Annotated in this window: 16 protein-coding genes and 1 tRNA gene; 13 read left to right on the top strand and 4 right to left on the bottom strand. The window is 57.2% G+C overall.

Annotated elements, in window-relative coordinates:
* Window positions 1-14: 14 nt before the first annotated feature.
* The 4 genes from ACIQJ2_RS20545 to ACIQJ2_RS20530 form a co-directional block, all read right to left on the bottom strand.
* Window positions 15-770, bottom strand: coding sequence for a putative DNA-binding domain-containing protein (locus tag ACIQJ2_RS20545; RefSeq protein ID WP_400671049.1), 756 nt, complete (start codon window positions 768-770; stop codon window positions 15-17).
* A 9-nt stretch (window positions 771-779) separates the two neighbouring features.
* Complete coding sequence (locus ACIQJ2_RS20540; protein ID WP_400671047.1) at window positions 780-1634, bottom strand: DUF692 domain-containing protein; 855 nt, start codon at window positions 1632-1634, stop codon at window positions 780-782.
* A gap of 81 nt (window positions 1635-1715) precedes the next feature.
* A complete protein-coding gene (locus tag ACIQJ2_RS20535; protein ID WP_199148605.1) occupies window positions 1716-2000 on the bottom strand; it encodes a DUF2282 domain-containing protein in 285 nt (94 codons plus the stop codon).
* A 46-nt stretch (window positions 2001-2046) separates the two neighbouring features.
* A complete protein-coding gene (locus ACIQJ2_RS20530) occupies window positions 2047-2313 on the bottom strand; it encodes a DUF2282 domain-containing protein (RefSeq protein ID WP_199148606.1) in 267 nt (88 codons plus the stop codon).
* Window positions 2314-2556: 243 nt separating this feature from the next.
* On the opposite strand from ACIQJ2_RS20530, the gene ACIQJ2_RS20525 reads away from it, so the two are divergent.
* The 13 genes from ACIQJ2_RS20525 to ACIQJ2_RS20465 all read left to right on the top strand — a co-directional run bounded on the left by ACIQJ2_RS20525 (window position 2557) and on the right by ACIQJ2_RS20465 (window position 16909).
* Window positions 2557-3123, top strand: a complete 567-nt coding sequence (locus tag ACIQJ2_RS20525; protein ID WP_199148607.1) for a sigma-70 family RNA polymerase sigma factor — start codon at window positions 2557-2559, stop codon at window positions 3121-3123.
* Window positions 3110-3745 (top strand): NrsF family protein, encoded by a 636-nt coding sequence (locus ACIQJ2_RS20520; RefSeq protein WP_400671044.1) that lies wholly within the window; start codon window positions 3110-3112, stop codon window positions 3743-3745. The genes ACIQJ2_RS20525 and ACIQJ2_RS20520 overlap by 14 nt, the downstream gene beginning before the upstream one ends.
* Before the next feature lie 236 nt (window positions 3746-3981).
* Window positions 3982-4055, top strand: a tRNA-Gln gene (locus ACIQJ2_RS20515).
* Between the two features lie 430 nt (window positions 4056-4485).
* A complete protein-coding gene (locus ACIQJ2_RS20510) occupies window positions 4486-7350 on the top strand; it encodes a glycosyltransferase (RefSeq protein ID WP_400671042.1) in 2865 nt (954 codons plus the stop codon).
* Window positions 7351-7441: 91 nt separating this feature from the next.
* Window positions 7442-8419, top strand: coding sequence for a class I SAM-dependent methyltransferase (locus ACIQJ2_RS20505; protein ID WP_400671039.1), 978 nt, complete (start codon window positions 7442-7444; stop codon window positions 8417-8419).
* Complete coding sequence (locus ACIQJ2_RS20500; protein ID WP_400671036.1) at window positions 8416-9405, top strand: class I SAM-dependent methyltransferase; 990 nt, start codon at window positions 8416-8418, stop codon at window positions 9403-9405. The genes ACIQJ2_RS20505 and ACIQJ2_RS20500 overlap by 4 nt, the downstream gene beginning before the upstream one ends.
* Window positions 9406-9410: 5 nt before the next feature.
* Complete coding sequence (locus tag ACIQJ2_RS20495) at window positions 9411-9758, top strand: hypothetical protein (RefSeq protein WP_400671033.1); 348 nt, start codon at window positions 9411-9413, stop codon at window positions 9756-9758.
* Between the two features lie 2 nt (window positions 9759-9760).
* Complete coding sequence (locus ACIQJ2_RS20490; RefSeq protein WP_400671030.1) at window positions 9761-11110, top strand: glycosyltransferase family 4 protein; 1350 nt, start codon at window positions 9761-9763, stop codon at window positions 11108-11110.
* A 3-nt stretch (window positions 11111-11113) separates the two neighbouring features.
* On the top strand, window positions 11114-11926 hold the full coding sequence (locus ACIQJ2_RS20485; protein WP_400671027.1) for an ABC transporter permease: 813 nt from the start codon (window positions 11114-11116) through the stop codon (window positions 11924-11926).
* Window positions 11923-13170: an ABC transporter ATP-binding protein gene (locus ACIQJ2_RS20480; protein ID WP_400671025.1), complete on the top strand. Its 1248-nt coding sequence runs from the start codon at window positions 11923-11925 to the stop codon at window positions 13168-13170. Before ACIQJ2_RS20485 ends, ACIQJ2_RS20480 begins: the two co-directional genes overlap by 4 nt.
* 208 nt (window positions 13171-13378) lie before the next feature.
* Complete coding sequence (locus ACIQJ2_RS20475; protein ID WP_400671022.1) at window positions 13379-14182, top strand: hypothetical protein; 804 nt, start codon at window positions 13379-13381, stop codon at window positions 14180-14182.
* Between the two features lies 1 nt (window position 14183).
* On the top strand, window positions 14184-16091 hold the full coding sequence (gene asnB / locus ACIQJ2_RS20470) for an asparagine synthase (glutamine-hydrolyzing) (RefSeq protein ID WP_400671020.1): 1908 nt from the start codon (window positions 14184-14186) through the stop codon (window positions 16089-16091).
* Window positions 16092-16153: 62 nt separating this feature from the next.
* Window positions 16154-16909: a TylF/MycF/NovP-related O-methyltransferase gene (locus tag ACIQJ2_RS20465; protein ID WP_400671017.1), complete on the top strand. Its 756-nt coding sequence runs from the start codon at window positions 16154-16156 to the stop codon at window positions 16907-16909.
* The last annotated feature ends 20 nt before the right edge of the window (window positions 16910-16929 follow it).

Here is a 16929-nt window from a genome sequence, read left to right as displayed (position 1 = left end):
GTTCTCCCTGGCGCTCAGCGAATGGCCGTGAACGCGCCGGCGGCGAGCGCACCGGCGAGGTTGGCGGAAAGATCGAAATCTGCTTCTTCGGCAAGAGCGGCCTCGAAGGCGTGGCCGAGATCGATGCCATCAAACAGCCGCATTAGAAAGACCGCGCCGCCCGGCGGCAATCTGTGCACCTCCACCGTCATCTCAGGGCGAATGACGAGCGCGTCCTCGCCCGTCCAATCGGCGATCTCTCCAAGTTCCATCTCGCCGGCATTCATTGCCCAAATGGTGACCGCTGGATGGGTCGAGCGAATGATCGAGGCCGATGGGTGCGATGTGAAGCACAGGCTTTCCAGTCCCGCGGGTTCGACTGTCGCCAACAAGGCCGCGTCGATCGGCACGGCGTCGGCAGCGTGATAGGCCTTGCCGCGAGCCGCTTCCAGCCTGATGACATCGGGCAAATAGCGAATTTCCGCTGCCGGCTCGAAACACTCGACGAAATCGGCGAAGTCATCGCCATAGGCTAAAAGCAGCGGCGATCGCGGCGGGTGCAGGCGGATGAATTCATGCGCCATACCAGCGAAAAACTCTTCTCCGACGATTTTACCGGCGGCCGGAAAACGCGAAGCTAGGGCGCCGATCAGTCCGACGGCAACATTGTTACGATAGACGCCGAAGCGCCTTTCGGGCCTCGGGCCGTTCCAGGCGGTCAGCCCCTCGGGCACGGCAAGGCCGGGATCCACGAGTGCTGCGGCGAATTCCGTTTGCGTCACGAGAGACATGGATCCTCCTTACGCCGCATGGCGTTCGGTAGCGCGGCGCAGGATGGCGCCGGCAGCTTCGGCTTCGGCGCGCAGAACCGGCCACTCGGGCACATCATTGTCCCATTCGACCAGGCTGGCGATCGGGCCGGTGCGGGCGATCAGCTCTTCATAGAGATCCCATACCGGGTCCTTGACCGGCGTATCGTGGCTGTCGATCAGGAGCGGTGCGCCGGCATCGTCGAGGGTTTCCGAATGGCCGCTCAGATGGATCTCGCGGATCCATTGCACCGGAAAGCGCTTGAGGTAGTCGCGCGGATCCAGTCTGTGATTGGTGGCGGCGACGAAGACGTTGTTGACATCTAGCAAAAGGCCGCAGCCCGTGCGTTGCGCGACTTCCGCAAGGAACTCCGTCTCCTCTATCGTGCTCTCCTCGAAGAGCAGATAGGTAGCCGGATTCTCAAGCAACATCTGCCGGCCTAGCAATGTCTGAACCTGATCGATATGGGCGCACACCTGGGCGAGGGTAGCCTCAGTATAGGGCAGGGGCAGCAGATCGTTGAGAAACGTCGTGTCGTGGCTGGACCAGGCGAGATGCTCCGAAAAGCTCTCCGGCTCGTAGCGGTCGCAAACGATCTTCAGGCGGGCAAGATGCTCCTTGTCCAACGGTTGCATCGAGCCGATCGAGAGGCCGACTCCGTGAATGGAGAGGGCATAGTCGCGACGCAGCTTGCCGAGCTGAGCGTGCGGCGGCCCGCCGGCGCCCATATAGTTTTCGGCATGGACCTCGAAGAAGCCGATCGGCTGGCTGGCGGCATTGATCTCAGCGAAATGTTCCGGCTTGAAGCCGACCCCGGCGCAACGGGGAAGTTCTGACGGTTTCATTGCAGGCCTCCGTTCGGATGGGCTCGATCGTGGAAGGAGGGCGGCGCTGATACATGCACCGCCCCGCGTCAGCGCATCCGCTCAGACGGGCGCCGGACCCTGCATAAGGGTGCCATGGCCGTTCGGCGTCTTGATCGCTTCGCAGGTTCCGGCGGGAACCAGCTTCCACGAGTTGCGCTGATAATCGATCTTCGCCGTACCGGCGCAGGTCGTGCCGGGCCCGGCGGCGCAATCATTCTGACCCTTGAGTGCGATGCCGTAGCACTTCTCCTTGGCGTCGGCGGCCGAAGCGGCTGTGATGCCGGCGGCCAATGTGACGGCTGTTGCGACCGATGCGGCCAAGGCGACTGCGGAAATCCTGCTCATGACAAATTCCTTACATCAGATGTTGGATTGGTTGGTGTGACCGGGATCAGGCCGGGGTCAGCGAACCATGGCCCTTCGGGGTTTTCATGGAGGTGCAGGTGCCCGTGGGAACCAGCTTGAAGGACATTTTATCATAGCTCATGGTCGATTTTCCGGCGCAGTCATGCTTGCCGGCTGCGCAATCGTTCTGGCCCTTCAGCGCTACGCCATAGCACTTTTCCTTGGAGTCGGCTGCCGATGCCGGGACAGCGATGGATGCAATGGCCGATGCGATCGAGCCTGCGATAGCCAGGGTGATGATGCTGTTCTTCATGGATCTGTCTCCTAGATGGATGCGAGCCGTCATTGGCTTGCATCGAGGTCTACGGAGGCTGCGGGGGCGATGTTACAGACCGCGCGAATTTTTTTAACGGCACTGACATATTCTGTGCCGGCTATATGTCCCAGTGAGCCGATGCGCCTGCCGGCCGTTTCGGGACGAAAGCCGAAAAGACTTGAAAAAGAAGGACCGTTGCCGGTAACGAAATGCTGCGGTCCTGCGTAGAGGAGATATCGGGTGGGCCATTCGGCGCGCGAAGAGGAATGGGCAGTCTGGATGCGCGCTGCGATTGGCGGCGATGCGCAGGCCTACCATCGCTTCCTGTCCGCAGTGACGCCGCATCTGCGCGCTATGGCGCGCCGGCGTTGCGACCAGTTCGGTGCGCCGGTGAGCGAGGCCGAGGACGTGGTTCAGGAAGTGCTGCTTGCCATCCACCTGAAGCGCGGGACCTGGGATCCGGCACGCCCGATCGGGCCTTGGCTGTCGACGATCGTGCGCAACAAGCTCATCGACAGTCTCAGGCGGCGTGGACGACATATGAGCGTGCCGATCGACGACGTGATCGATGTTCTCGAGGCAGAGGAGCATGCCGACGCCTTGGATCGATTGGACGTCGACCGCATGCTGGAGCAGTTGAAGGACCCGCAGAAGACCATCGTGCGTTCGATTTCCGTCGAGGGAACGAGCGTGCGGGAAACGGCGGATCGGCTGAAGATGACGGAAGGGGCGGTGCGCGTGGCGCTGCATCGTGCGCTGAAAGTGCTTGCGGCCCTGTATCGGAGTGAAACCAGTGAAAACCGATGACCTTATCCATCTTCTGGCGCAGGATGCGCCGGTCCGTTCGCGGATCGGCAAAGCCCTGACCATGGCGGTCATCGCGGGTATCCTGATCAGCGGCGGCCTCTTCTTTGCCATGATCGGCTTTCGCGCCGACATAGACACGGCAATGGAAACCGTGCGCTTCCTGTTCAAGTTCGTCGTGACGATCGCGCTTGCCGTGACGGCCTGCGCCGTCGTCTTCCGCATCGGCCGGCCGGGTGCATCCTTGCGCCTTTGGGGCTGGATGCTTCTGGCGGCGCCCGTCCTTTTACTCGGCGCCGTTGTTGCGGAGATGGCGGTCATGCCGGCCGATAGCTGGAGCGCGCGGATGATCGGGCACAATGCGCGCTTCTGCCTGACGCTGATACCGCTGCTGTCGATCGGCCCGCTTGCCTGCTTCCTGTTTGCCCTGCGCCAGGGAGCGCCCGAGCGGCCGGGCGTCGCCGGAGCCGTCGCCGGCCTTGCCGCCAGCGGCATCGCGGCAACCTTCTATGCCTCCAATTGCACCGACGACAGCCCACTCTTCGTGCTGCTCTGGTATCCGATCGCGATCGCCATCGTAACGGGCATCGGATATGTCCTCGGCAGGCGTCTTCTGCGCTGGTAAGCCCAGCCGAATGTGGAGCTGCCGAGGCATGCTGCCCGGATCCCATGCTCTCGGCGAAACAGGCCACGAAGCTCGCGAAATCCCCCAAATGCATGAGCATCCGCCGACTGACGTGGACGCCGCACCCTCGCTTTCAAAAAATTGCATTTGTCCGCGTTAAAGTATTTGCATCTGCGGCAAATTCGATTATAGAGGCCCCACCTTCGCCACGAACGATTTCATCGCTCGGCGGTCGTTGGGGAATAGTTCAATGGTAGAACGACGGACTCTGACTCCGTTAATCTTGGTTCGAGTCCAGGTTCCCCAGCCAAATCCTAGCTTTAAAGTTTGTCTTCTGCCCGATATCGTCATTTTTTGTTTCGGGATACCGGCTGTCGCGGCTGAGCATTTGGAGTGCCATCGCGCTCTGAAGCGGTTCACCGCAGTTATGGTCAATTCCGATCTGGGCATGACTGATACTCCAATCATTTATACGCAGACTCGAAATCAGAAAACACCGTCTTCTTTCAATGGGGCTGCCAGTCCGCCTTTGCGCATGGGTTGATCGTGCCCAGCCGCCGCGCTAGGGAATGTCACATGTTAGATTGGTGAGCGAAGACGATAGCCAGCAGATGGCGACTGCCGCGATGGCAATCAGCTTTCTGTTGAACTTGTCCAACACCCCAGTCAAAATCAGAATCCGGTCAATAGGCTTGCATCGCATTCCAGGCGAAACAGGCTAGTGGAGACACGATAACGGCATGCCATTCCATTCAATTGTTGTTCCGACATACAACCAGGACAAGTACATTAGTGCGGCCCTGGACAGCATAATGAGCCAGACCGATGCTGACTGGGAAGCGATCGTCGTGAACGATGGTTCGACGGATTCGACGCGCGAGATCATTGAAGCCTACGCCAAAAGGGATAGCCGTATTAAATGCATTCATCAAGAAAACGGTGGAGTCGCACGTGCACTGAACACGGCGCTTCAGCATGTTACTGGTGAGTGGATTCACTGGCTGAGCTCCGATGACCTGTTTGAGCCAACCAAACTGTCAATCAATCGCCGCTGGATTGCGGCGCATCCACAATCCAGCTTCTTTTTCTCCTATTTCACCCTGCTGCGAGAATCGACCGGCGATCTGGAGCGGCGTGACCTCTGGGGTCCGGTGCCCGTCGAAGATCATCAGATCCTCACGCTTTTCTATCGGAATTATATTAGCGGCATTTCAATCTGCGTCAGGCGGACGGCATGGGAAGATGTCGGCTTCTTCGACCCGGCGCTACGTTATGCGCAAGACTATGATCAGTGGCTGCGCCTTTTGCAAAGGAACAAGGCTACATTTGTTTCTGAATGGACCGTCATAAGCCGAAATCATGCCGAGCAGGGCTCGGAGACATTTCCGGCGGCTTGCTATTTTGACACCTCCAAGGCTGCAATCCGATTTCTGAACGAGCATCCTTTTCATGCCCTCGTTCCCCATGCTGATCTGACGCGTGAGGAGACGGCGCTCAAAGCCGTTTCCGAGGCGCTCGACGTTGCTTGCGAAGCCACTGCTTTTATCTATGCCATGGGCGCCCATCCGGCCCTCATACTGCGCATTCTGGAATGGGTATATTCAGCCTCATGCGAGTGGCCGGCTGTTCGCGAATTGGTCGAAGATCGAGTTCGCGGCATGGCTTTCGAGCAGGATGATAGCAACTGGAGTTGGATGTGGAAGCAGCTTGCGCTCTCGTTGACGAGAGCGGAGAGGCACTTTGCCTACCAACCAGTGAACCCGGTAGACGTCGCTCTGCGAGAATGGGAATCGCGGATTGGTCACGAGGGCTCAGATGCCCGCTCTTTGTCGGATTATCTGTCTCGGTTTGACAACGTCGAAGTTGAAGATAGGGGCTTTGGCGCCTCGCATCGAGCACGTATTGCCCTATTGAGTAACCAGAGTCTCGATGGCGAGGCGCCGCTCTTTACTGCCGCAAGGCAACTTTTGTCGCTTGGCTTGCGACCTGTCATTCTGGCGGTGGGCGACGAACTGGGCACGCCTAACTGGAGCGTTCACGGCGGCGTTGCCGCGGTTTCGGTCGAGCGCTTCGATATGAACACCTTGCCTTGGCTTGGAGATGTCGATCTCGCCGTCTATTTCGATGGTATAGGCCGCAATTCCTGGCTTGGTTCACTTGCTGCGATCGACATGCGTGGCGATTCCGACGTTGAGGAGTTCGTTAAGGCTGTTTTTGCGGTTCTGAATAATGACTCGGAACCAGTTCGGCCCGTGGTTTTCTTGGAGCGTGTGCTGACGGGTGGAGGCGCCGAAAGGGTGGTGCTTGATCTCACCCGACACCTCGATCGCCGGCGCTACAAGCCCGAAATCTGGACGATGTTTGAAGAGCACAATGCAGTGCCGGACCTTGGGCGCGCATCGTTTCGTCTCATCACTCAGGAGGAGGTTGCCGAAACTTCTGGTGTCGTTGTGAAAAACATGCGTGGCGCAGTAGGCTTAGGACAAAAGATCTATCACCGAATGCTGAGCGAGCGACTGCGCGAGAGGCTGGCGGTCGGCAAGACCTTGCGTGGCATCTGGCGATCGAGGCATCGGCGCCGAATCATCCAGCCAAAGGCCGAGATGTCTGCGGACTTCTCAATGGGCGGTGAAAAATTTAGTCTCATACCTTCCGTCATTCATCATCAAATTCAGGCGCAGGCCCTCGGCAAGGCAGCCGGCAACCTTCCTGCTGGCGCCGTGGTGATAGCTGTCATGGAGGAAGCGTCCGTCGCTGCGTGGATGGCTCAGGCTGAAGGGTCGTTTCCCTACGTTGCCTCACTTCACACCATGGAAAGTTTGTGCATCGACGACATCTACAAGGAGCCTAAAAGGATTCAATCGGAGCGGTGGTTTCTGGCGAATGCATGCCAACGAGCGGGGAGGGTGACGGTACCGTCTGCTGGTTGCAAGGATGATCTGGTCGACGTTTTCAAAGTAGGCGGCGGTCTTATTGATGTCGTTCCAAATCCGGTTGATTGCTCGCGTATCCGAAGGCAATCGTTCCAGCGCTTACCCGCAGTTCAGGATTGGGTCCGGAAATCACCGGGCTTCCGGCTTGTTCATGTTGGAAGGCTCGATCCGCAAAAAAACCATGAACTGCTGTTCCTGGCGTGCAGAGAGTTGATGAGCGCCAAACGAGATTTCTCGCTTGCTTTGGTGGGAGATGGTTGGGCTCGCCCTGCCTTGGAAAAACGGATTGCGGAACTGGGACTTTCAAATCACATCACGTTGATCGGCGAACAAGAAAACCCGGCACCTTGGATCGCAGCGGCCGATGCTCTGGCATTGACATCCCACTTCGAGGCTTTTGGCCTCGTTTTGGTCGAAGCAATGATTTGTGGAACACCCGTTGTCTCGGTGGATTGCCCTGTTGGTCCATCCGATGTATTGGGTGGCGGAAACTTCGGTATGCTTGTTGACGAGACTTCTCCAGGGGCTTTTGCACAGGCAATATCAACATTGATGGACAGCCCGGGGCTTGCCCAACAACTTAGAGAAAAGGGTTACGAACGCGCACTTGCTTTCGATGTCAAACAGATCGTGCCAGCTTGGGAACGCCTGATCGATGCGCAAGGCCTATAGATTCGTGCGGTTCGTTTCAAATCACATGAAGACAAGAATTCGATCCGGTCTGAGGGCCGTCAGAAATCGCCTGCGCGCTGTCAATGGGCTGATGAAGCCTGCGGTTGGATTGTCCGGCTATTCTACCGACGCTCTGGCGGAAGAGCTGGCAGGACGAATGTCCGGTCAACCAGGAAATCCGTGCCATGATATTTTCTATCGGCATGGCTTCCATATGCTGCGCAAGCACTTCTACCTTCCCGTGCCGGATGACACCGACAGGTTGGATGAGTTCTGGGGCAAGCCTTCGGAGATGGTCGGCATTGATCCGAACGAGCCTTTGGCGTTTGAAGTCATGGAAAGCATCTGCCCGAAATACCTGCCGGAATTCCGGGAGCGCTTTCCGATAGATGGGCCGGTCAACCCGCCTGGCTTTTATCTGATCAATGGCGGCTACATGGCTGTCGATGCCCATGTCCTCTATTGCCTTATCCGGCATTTCAAGCCCAAGCGGATCGTCGAGATCGGCAATGGCAACTCGACATTGCTGTCCATTGCCGCGGCGGACAGGAACAAGGCGGAAACGGGCCGGAGACCGAAGGTCACGTCGATCGACCCCTATCCCTGGCCGATGTTTCAAGGCGGCTATGAGGGCCTGGATGAGTTGGTCCCGGAGCGTGTGCAGGATGTGCCGGTTTCTTTCTTCGAGGAACTGGAAGAGAACGACATGCTGTTCATCGATTCCAGCCATGTGATCCGCAGCGGCAACGACGTTCACTACGAATTCCTGGAAATCCTGCCACGGCTGAAGCCCGGTGTGCTCGTGCATGTGCATGATATCAGTATGCCAAAGCCTTATCCCAAGGTCTATTTCGAGAACCAGCTGTACTGGAACGAACAGTATCTCCTGCAGGCTTTCCTGACTTACAATAATCGCTTCGAGATTGTCTGGCCGGGGAATTACATGATGATCAATCACCCTGACAGGATGTTGGCGGTGTTCCCCGAGTTCAATCGCATGCGGCAGGACTATCCGATGTCGGAGCCGAGCGCTTTCTGGATGCGGGTCAAGCCGGGTGCAACGTCGTGAGCGAAGGCGTGAGCACCTGTCCGATCTGCAGCCGCGGATCACTCCAGCCGTCCGATGTCTCGGTTCACTTGCCTGAGGTACTAAACCAGTGGCAGACGGCCATCCCGGAGCAGCTGAAGCCTGAAGTCTGGGACGATTATCGGTCGGTGGGTGATGAGCCAGTTTCGCTATATACATGTGACGCGTGCGGCTTTGGACAGTTTCATCCGATCGTGGCCGGTACTTCGAATTTCTATCAGGCGATTGCCGCTGTCGACTATTACAACAATGACAAATGGGAATTCGACGCTGCCGCCAGCGAGATCGAGAAGGTGGGCGCGCGCTCGATTCTTGACGTTGGCTGCGGCTCAGGTCTGTTTCTCGACTACCTGAGGGCGCGGCTTCCGGAAGCTTCGCTGTTCGGATACGAGCTGAATGAGCAGTTGCTGCTCGATCTCGCCAAACGTGGCTATGGCACATTGCCGGTCGATCCTGCGGCTTTCGCTACAGCGGATGGCGCTCCGCTGCAGTTCGACGCGATTTGCATGATGCAGGTGCTGGAGCATGTCGATAACCCAGTGACTTTCATCGAGACCTTTTTGCCGCTGTTGCGGCCGGGTGGGACGTTCGTCATCACCACTCCCAATTCCGAAGGACCAATACGGGCGTTCCCGCGGGCGCTGACCGAGGTGCCGCCTCATCATACGACACGTTGGACCGAGCGGAGCTTCCGCGCATTGTGTGAGGCACATCAACTGAATGTATCTGCGGTGCGCTTTGAGCCGCTCCCTGACTATCTGTGGGACTCTTATTTACCTGTCGTATGGGACGAGCCGATCTGGCCTGCGCTCATTTTCGATCCGTTGGCGAGGGCGCGGGGTCTTGAAGATGTTGGTCAGCGCGCCGGCTTTGCGGCGGCTGCCATGCGCGCTGCCGGCATCCGCTGGCTGCAGAATGTAGTGGGCCATACAATTCTTGTTTCCGCTACCTCCGCGGATCAACGGTGATCGCCATGTTGAAGTCGCTCAGAGCCGCAATCCTCAATGCTCTCGGTATTACAGCCCTGAGGGCGCAATTGAGTAACGTCGAGAACAATATCCAGAACAATGTAAGCGCCACGAACCGGATTTTGGCGGAGCAGGAGTTACGTGCTGCCGGATGGCATGCGGCAACGACGAATCGTCAGCTGAAGCTCGAGCAAACCTTGCGGAATGTCGAGGTTTCTCTTCAACAGATAGCAAAGCAAATCGCGTCTGGGGCAAGCAAGGATGAGATGCGCCTGCGGGAACTTGGCCTCGAATTGCAACGCCTGGGCCAGTTGGTAAAACAAGTCCGGGATAGCGGCCGAGAGTTGAGTTGATTATGGATACCTTTGACACCGATCGGTATCCGGGACGACCCAGGATCCTCTTCGTGGGATTCCCGGAAAGTTCACACACGCATTCCTGGATCGACCTTCTGGCAGATGCATCCTTCAACGTGCGGCTTTTTGCATTACCTTCGGCGGATCCTCCGGCTGACTGGCCTGTCAAGACCTATGTGACCTTCACCGGCGGCGCCAACCAAAACAGACCCGACCGAAAACTGGTTTTTCCGCCGGCCGATAGCACTCTGATGGGGTTGGCGGTAACGGCGCGGAGCGCACTTGACCGCGGGATCCTTTCGGCGCGACCACGCATATCGCGTTTGGTCCATGGTGGTGTCAGACTTGCTGAAAAGATTGGCGGAAATGGGCAACCGACAACGATCGAGGCGGCTCTGGCGGCAACCATACGGGACTGGCAACCGGACATAATCCACACGCTTGGCTTCGATTCGGCGAGCTATCTTTATCTTCGCACCCGCAAGCAGTTTGGGCTTGAGGGCCTAGGCCGCTGGGTGGCGCAGGCGCGTGGAGGGCCGGATCTTGCACTTCAGCGGTACCAGCCCGAATATCGCGAATTGATCGAAGAGGTGCTGCGTACTTGCGATCACTTCATAGCCGATAACCAGCCAAACTACGACTATGCGCTCACCGCTGGACTCGCGCCTGAGAAAATGCGTGAACCGGGCATGGGCGTGGTATCGGGCGCCGGTGGTATGGACATCGATGCGCTTCGTAGCATGTGGACGCTCCCGCCATCGCAGCGTGAGAGGGTAATTCTGTGGCCAAAGGCCTATGAAACCTACACCGCGAAGGCCATGCCCGTGTTTGAGGCCATCATCAATGTTTGGGAGCGGATCCAGCCCTGCCGCATCGAGATGATCTGGATGGTGCAGCCGGACATCAAAATCTGGTACGAAAAGATGTTCCCGCCGCATATCAAGATTCATTGCCCAACGGCGGGTAGGCTGACGCGGGAGGAGACTTTGAAGCGGATTGCGTCGGCACGCGTCATGCTGGCGCCCTCGCTCAGCGACGGCATTCCCAATACGATGATGGAGGCGATGGCCCTCGGCGCCGCGCCTCTGGTTTCCCCGCTTGATACGATCGCGCCCGTTGTTAAGAACGAAGAGAATGTGCTATTTGCGCGCAACCTCTACCCGGATGAGATCGGCGAAGCTCTCGTACGCCTGATGACGGACGATCAGCTGGTTGATCGCATGGCCTCGAACAATCTGGTACGGGTACGGGAAATGGCGGACAGGCAGCAAGTCAAGCTTCGAGCCCTTTCCTTCTACGAAACGATTGCCGAAATGTCGCGCATCCGTCGCAAAACATCGGAAAACTGATCTATGTCCAACGCTTCTGCGACCGCTTTTCTCTTTAGCAGCCTCAGGAAAAACCGCCGTCTGCTCCTCGAAATGGCGCGTCGCGACATCTCCGATCGCTATGCCGGCCAAATGCTCGGTTCCGTTTGGGCTGTCGTGCATCCCGTCATGACCGTGCTGGTTTTCATCTTCATCTTCGCCGTGGTCTTTCGGGTCAAGGTGGATGACACGCTGAAAATACCCGGTGACCATACGCTGTACATGTTGTCTGGCCTTATTCCATGGCTGGTCATCGCCGATGTATTGGGCCGCAGTTCCTCGATCATTTCGCATCAGGCGTCGCTCGTGAAACAGGTGGTTTTTCCGGTAGAGATCCTGCCCGTGAAAATGGTGCTGGCGACCTTGCCCACCTTCCTGATCGGCTTCAGCGGGCTGTTGATCTATGCGGTGGCAACCGGCCGCATATCATTCGGCATCCTGCTGTATCCTTTGGCGGCCGTACCGCTTTACCTTTTCTTGTTCGGCGTTGCGTTTACGCTGTCGGCAATCGGTGTTTTCCTGCGCGATATCAGGGAAGTCGTTCAAATGTATTCGCTGATCGGCGTATACATCGCTCCGATCTTCTATTTCATGGACTGGGTGCCGGCCGCGGTAAGGCCCGTGCTCTATGCCAACCCCGTGACGCTTTTTATCGAGACGTTCCATGACGCCGCTTACTACGGCGGCATCAGGAATTGGTTGGTCTGGATCATTGCAAGTGCCGTCGGACTCCTCTCCACATGGATTGGCGCTACGATCTTTGCGCGGCTGAAGCCGCATTTCGGGAGCTACCTGTGAGCGAAAACAAGGAAATCGCCATCAAGGTCAGCGGGCTTGGCAAGATGTACCGCCTCTACAACCGTCCATCGGATGTCTTGCGCGAACTCGTCACCCGCAAGACGCGGCACCGCGAACATTGGGCTTTGAAAGATATCGGCTTCGACGTTCACCGTGGTGAGGTCGTAGGGATCATCGGACGCAATGGTGCCGGCAAAACCACGCTGCTGCGCATCATCGCAGGCACGCTCGACCATACGGTCGGAACTGTCGACGTGCGCGGCCGCGTGTCGGCGATCATGGTGCTCGGCACCGGCTTCAACATGGATCTGAGCGGACGAGAGAATATTCTCTTAGGCGGTCTCTGCCTCGGCATGACTCACCAGGAAATCTCGGCCAAGACCGATGAGATCATCGCCTTCAGCGGCTTGCAGGATTTCATCGAGTCGCCCTGCAAGGAATATTCGAGCGGCATGGTTGCCCGCCTTGCCTTCAGCATCGCCGTCAGCGTCGAGCCGGATATTCTGATCGTCGACGAAGCGCTTTCGACCGGAGACATGATCTTCAATGCCAAGAGCTACGCCCGTATGCGCGAAATCGCGCGCAGCGGCGCAACCGTCCTGTTTGTGACCCATAGCCTACAGCAGATATACGACCTCTGCGACAAGGCGATCCTCTTGAACAAAGGCACCGTTGCTGCGACGGGTAATCCGCGTAGCGTTGGCTATCTTTACGAGCAGATGGTGCATGAGGAAATGGCGAACCTCCACGGGGCGGATACGGCACCCTCTATGGAGATAGGTGCCAGCATGGCCGATGCCACCCGCAAGGCGGAGGTCATATCGTCGATGATTACCGACAGGACTGGCGGAGCCGTGCGGTATCTCGAAGACGACAAGACATACCATCTTGCGATCAATGTGAAGAGCAGTGTCGACATTCCGTCTGTGTCAATCGGTTTCGATATCCGGACACAGACCGGCGTTCAGGTTTATGGCGCATCGTCGACCTTTTGCTCTAATGCAAAAGATATCTCACTGACAGCCGGCCAGGTGCGGGAGCTCAAATTCGAGTTGACGCCGCGACTGAACAACGGCTCCTACTTTATTTCTGTGGCTGTCGCCGAGCTGATAAGTGGGTTTGAATCCAAGGAACACTACTCCTTGCTTCACTTTGTCGGCGACGCAATAGTCATTGAATCGCGCAGTGCCGCCAATTTTCCTGGCCTCGTAAACCTTGAAAGTCTTTTGATCGACGATGCCTAAATGTATCAAGCGTGAATACAACTCCTTTGGGATGATGCAGACAAAGGCCGAAGTGAAAAAGCCGGTCTTTCCCAAATCGACGTTCATCCGGGCTACAATGGTCTGGAAGGACGCGGTGTGCGATAAGGCTGTCTGCACGCGGAGCGCTTGACAGTAACTTAAACGATCGGGCCTGGGTACGATGGGTATTAATGCAGAGCTGGTAAATATGGCAGCATCGTTGCGCCAGTCGGGAAAGCTGAGGGGTGCGTCGGTTATCGAACTGGGCGCACAGGACGTTTGCGTCGTCGATGACATTATCGGCCGCATCCTGTCCCGTTTTGCTCTGCCGCAGGCCACGAAGCCGATTTCCGGCGCGGCGGATCTTTACAAGCTGTTGGGCTTTTCCACCTATCGCGCGATCGATGCCAGTGGTGAGCAGGACTCACTTCTCTTCGATCTGAACGAAGACTTGAAACGACGCTACAATTACTTCGAAACATTCGACCTCGTCACCAATCTCGGGACCGCAGAGCATTGTTTCGATCAACGTACGGTCTTTTCGAACATCCATAATCTCTGCAAGGTCGGCGGCCTGATGATTCACGCGCTGCCGGCGCAAGGCAACGTGAACCATGCTTTCTACAACTATCATCCGCGCTTCTTCGCCGATCTGGCGACGGCGAACGGCTATGAAGTCATAGATTTGTCGTTTACGGTTGACTATAAGCCTGCACTGACCGGCTATACTCGCGGAGATTTTCAGAAGTGGGATTCTCACGACATACTGTTCTATGCCTGCTTCAAGAAGGTCGATGACAGAGAATTTCGTGTGCCCTTCGATGGAATGTTCGCAGCGAACAATCAGCTCGAAGGTTATATGGCTTCGAGCGCCGATCCGCTGAAAACGGAGTTTTCCCCCTATCTGAAGGGTGGCAATTGGGAAAACACCAAAGGCCGGTCGATCGACGAGCCTGAGCATAAAAACACCTTCGGGAGTATTCTGAAGCGTCTTTTGGGTGGGCAGAAATAGAATGTGCGGAATAGCCGGAAGTTTTCAGGCTGCGGATCGTGATGCTGTTCAGGCGATGATCGTGGCGATGCGGCATCGCGGGCCTGACGATACCGGCCTGTTTGCCGATGAAAAGGTCGTGCTTGCGCAGGCGCGACTTGCCATTATCGACACGTCGAGTGGGGGCCATCAGCCGATGTTCTCGGAAGATGGCAAGATCGCCATGGTCTATAACGGCGAGATCTACAATTTTAAAAGCGAACGCCAAATCCTCGAAGCGCGTGGCTATGTTTTCCAAACCAGTTCCGACACGGAAGTGGTCCTGAAGCTCTATCAGGAGTTCGGTGAGGAGTTTCTTGCACGGTTGCGCGGCATCTTTGCGCTTGCGATCTACGATCGCCGCGACGGGCGCGATACGCTTCTTCTCGCGCGCGATCAGTTTGGCATCAAGCCGCTGCTTTATGCCGAAAGCGGCAAGGGTCTCGTTTTCGCTTCCGAGCTGAAAGGATTGCTTGCGAGCGGCAAGGTTGCCCGCACTGTCGATCATCAGTCGCTCCAGCAGCTGCTCAGTCTCGGTTCGATCTATCAACCGGCAACGCTTGTCGCCGGGGTGAAGGCTCTTCCTGCTGCGCATCTGATGCGCGTCAACGCCAACGGCATCGCAATCAAGCGCTACTGGTCTTATGGGCTCGACAGGGTGGCAGGTCTTCGCAGCCGACCTTACCGCGAGCAGGTCGAACGGTTTGCTGCGCTGATGCGCGATTCCGTGCGCCAGCAAATGGTCGCCGATGTCCCCGTCGGCGCGTTTCTCTCCGGCGGCGTGGATTCGTCGCTGATCGTTGCGCTGATGGCACGGGAAGCGGGCGGTCATATCAAGACCTTCTCCGTCGGGTTCGAAGCCGGTGCCAATGCCGCTGACGAAAGCCACGAAGCCGCCGAGATTGCCAAGCTTCTCGAGACTGATCACAGCCGCGTCGAAATTGCGGCCTCAGACATGGTCGAGCATCTGCAAAACTTTGTCCGCGGGCTGGATCAGCCCTCCGTTGATGGGTTGAACAGCTATTTCGTGGCGCATGCGGCCGCCCAGCATGTGACGGTATCGCTTTCAGGAACCGGTGGCGACGAGCTCTTTCTCGGCTATCCATGGTTTGCGAGCGTCGAGCGGACGATCAAGCAGACGCTCGAAGGCAACCACGGCCGTGTCAACCAGTTCCTGTCACGCTTGCCGATGGGGCGGGCGATTACCGCCCGCATGGCGCCGCAGGAAATCGATCCCGCAGCGTTTCATGAGATTTTCGGACGCCAGTATCATTGCTTCGGGCCGGATCTCGCGCACGAATTGCTATCTGGCGATGCCCGGAAGACGGTATCGCTCCGAAGCTTCGCCGAGGAGATCGGTGGTTGCGACGAGCTTCGGGACGCAAGCTGGCTCGACCGCGGCAGCGTGCTTTGCCTGAACGGCTACACGCGAAACCAGCTTCTGCGCGACATCGATGCCTGTTCGATGATACATTCGCTTGAAGTGCGTGTCCCTTTCCTGGATGTGGACATTGCCGACTTCGCTTTTTCCCTGCCGACATCAAGCAAGATCCAGATTTCGGAAGAGACCTTCAATCCCTACGCCAGCTACAGCGCGGCGGGAGTGAAGAGAATCGTCTGCGACGTGGCGCGCCGCTATCTGCCAGCCGAATTCTTCGAGACTAGGGCGAAGCGTGGCTTTGCGCTGCCTTATGGCGACTGGATGAAGGGCCCTCTGTCGGATGTCCTCAATGATTGCCTGTCCCGAGAGACGGTGATCAAGGCTGGCTTATTCAATCCGGATATCGTAGAGCGCGTCCTCGATGATTTCCATCAAGGGCGTCGCCCCTGGTCGCATCCATGGCTTCTGATGGTGACCGAACTCTGGCGTAGAGAGGTACTCTCGCAATGAGCGACGTATCGATACGAGACCGTGATGCGGCGGACCGGAATACTTGAAACTAGGACTATCACATGACGATCTTTGACAGGTTTTTCGGTTGGCGCCACCATGTTGAGCGTCTGAATGCCCAGATCGAGCAGCAGAGCGGCCAATTGGATGTTCTTGCAGCCAAGGTCAGCCATCTGGAAGACCGTTTGCTCAGCTATTACAAAAACCGTTTCGATGTAGTCGACAAACTTGCCGACTATCTCGTCGGCTCAGAAATCGAAGGCGACTACCTGGAATTCGGTGTCTATCTTGGTACGACCTTTGGCTACACCTATCGCACCATGGCCTCATTGTTTCCAAAGATGCGGTTCGTCGCGCTTGATTCGTTTGAGGGATTGCCGGAACCCAGGGGTCTCGACAAGGTCGACAACTACACGAGCGGCTTCTATGCGGGGCAGTTTGCCTGCGACATTGCGGATTTCGAACGCAATCTGCGCACCGCCGGTGCCGATATGACGCGCATCTCGATGATTAAGGGTTGGTTCGACGAAAGCTTGAAGCTCGGTTCGAGCAAAACCGGAGACGTCGGCAAGGTGGCAGCCGCCTGGATCGATTGCGATCTATACGAATCCACCATTCCCGTCCTGGATTTCCTCGTCGGACGGCTTTCGGTCGGATCAGTTATCCTGTTTGACGATTGGCGCTGCTATCGCAATCTGGCTGACTATGGCCAGCAGCGGGCATGCAGCGAATGGCTGAAGCGCAACCCTCAGATTAAGCTAAACCAGTTCGTCGATTTCGGATTCCACGGACAGGCGTTCACCGTCGCGGCCTGCTGACGGCGAAAGAGCAGGTGTTC

This window comes from Rhizobium sp. NPDC092011 (genome assembly GCF_044756305.1).
GTDB lineage: Bacteria > Pseudomonadota > Alphaproteobacteria > Rhizobiales > Rhizobiaceae > Rhizobium.
This window is presented reverse-complemented; position numbering and strand designations above follow the sequence as displayed.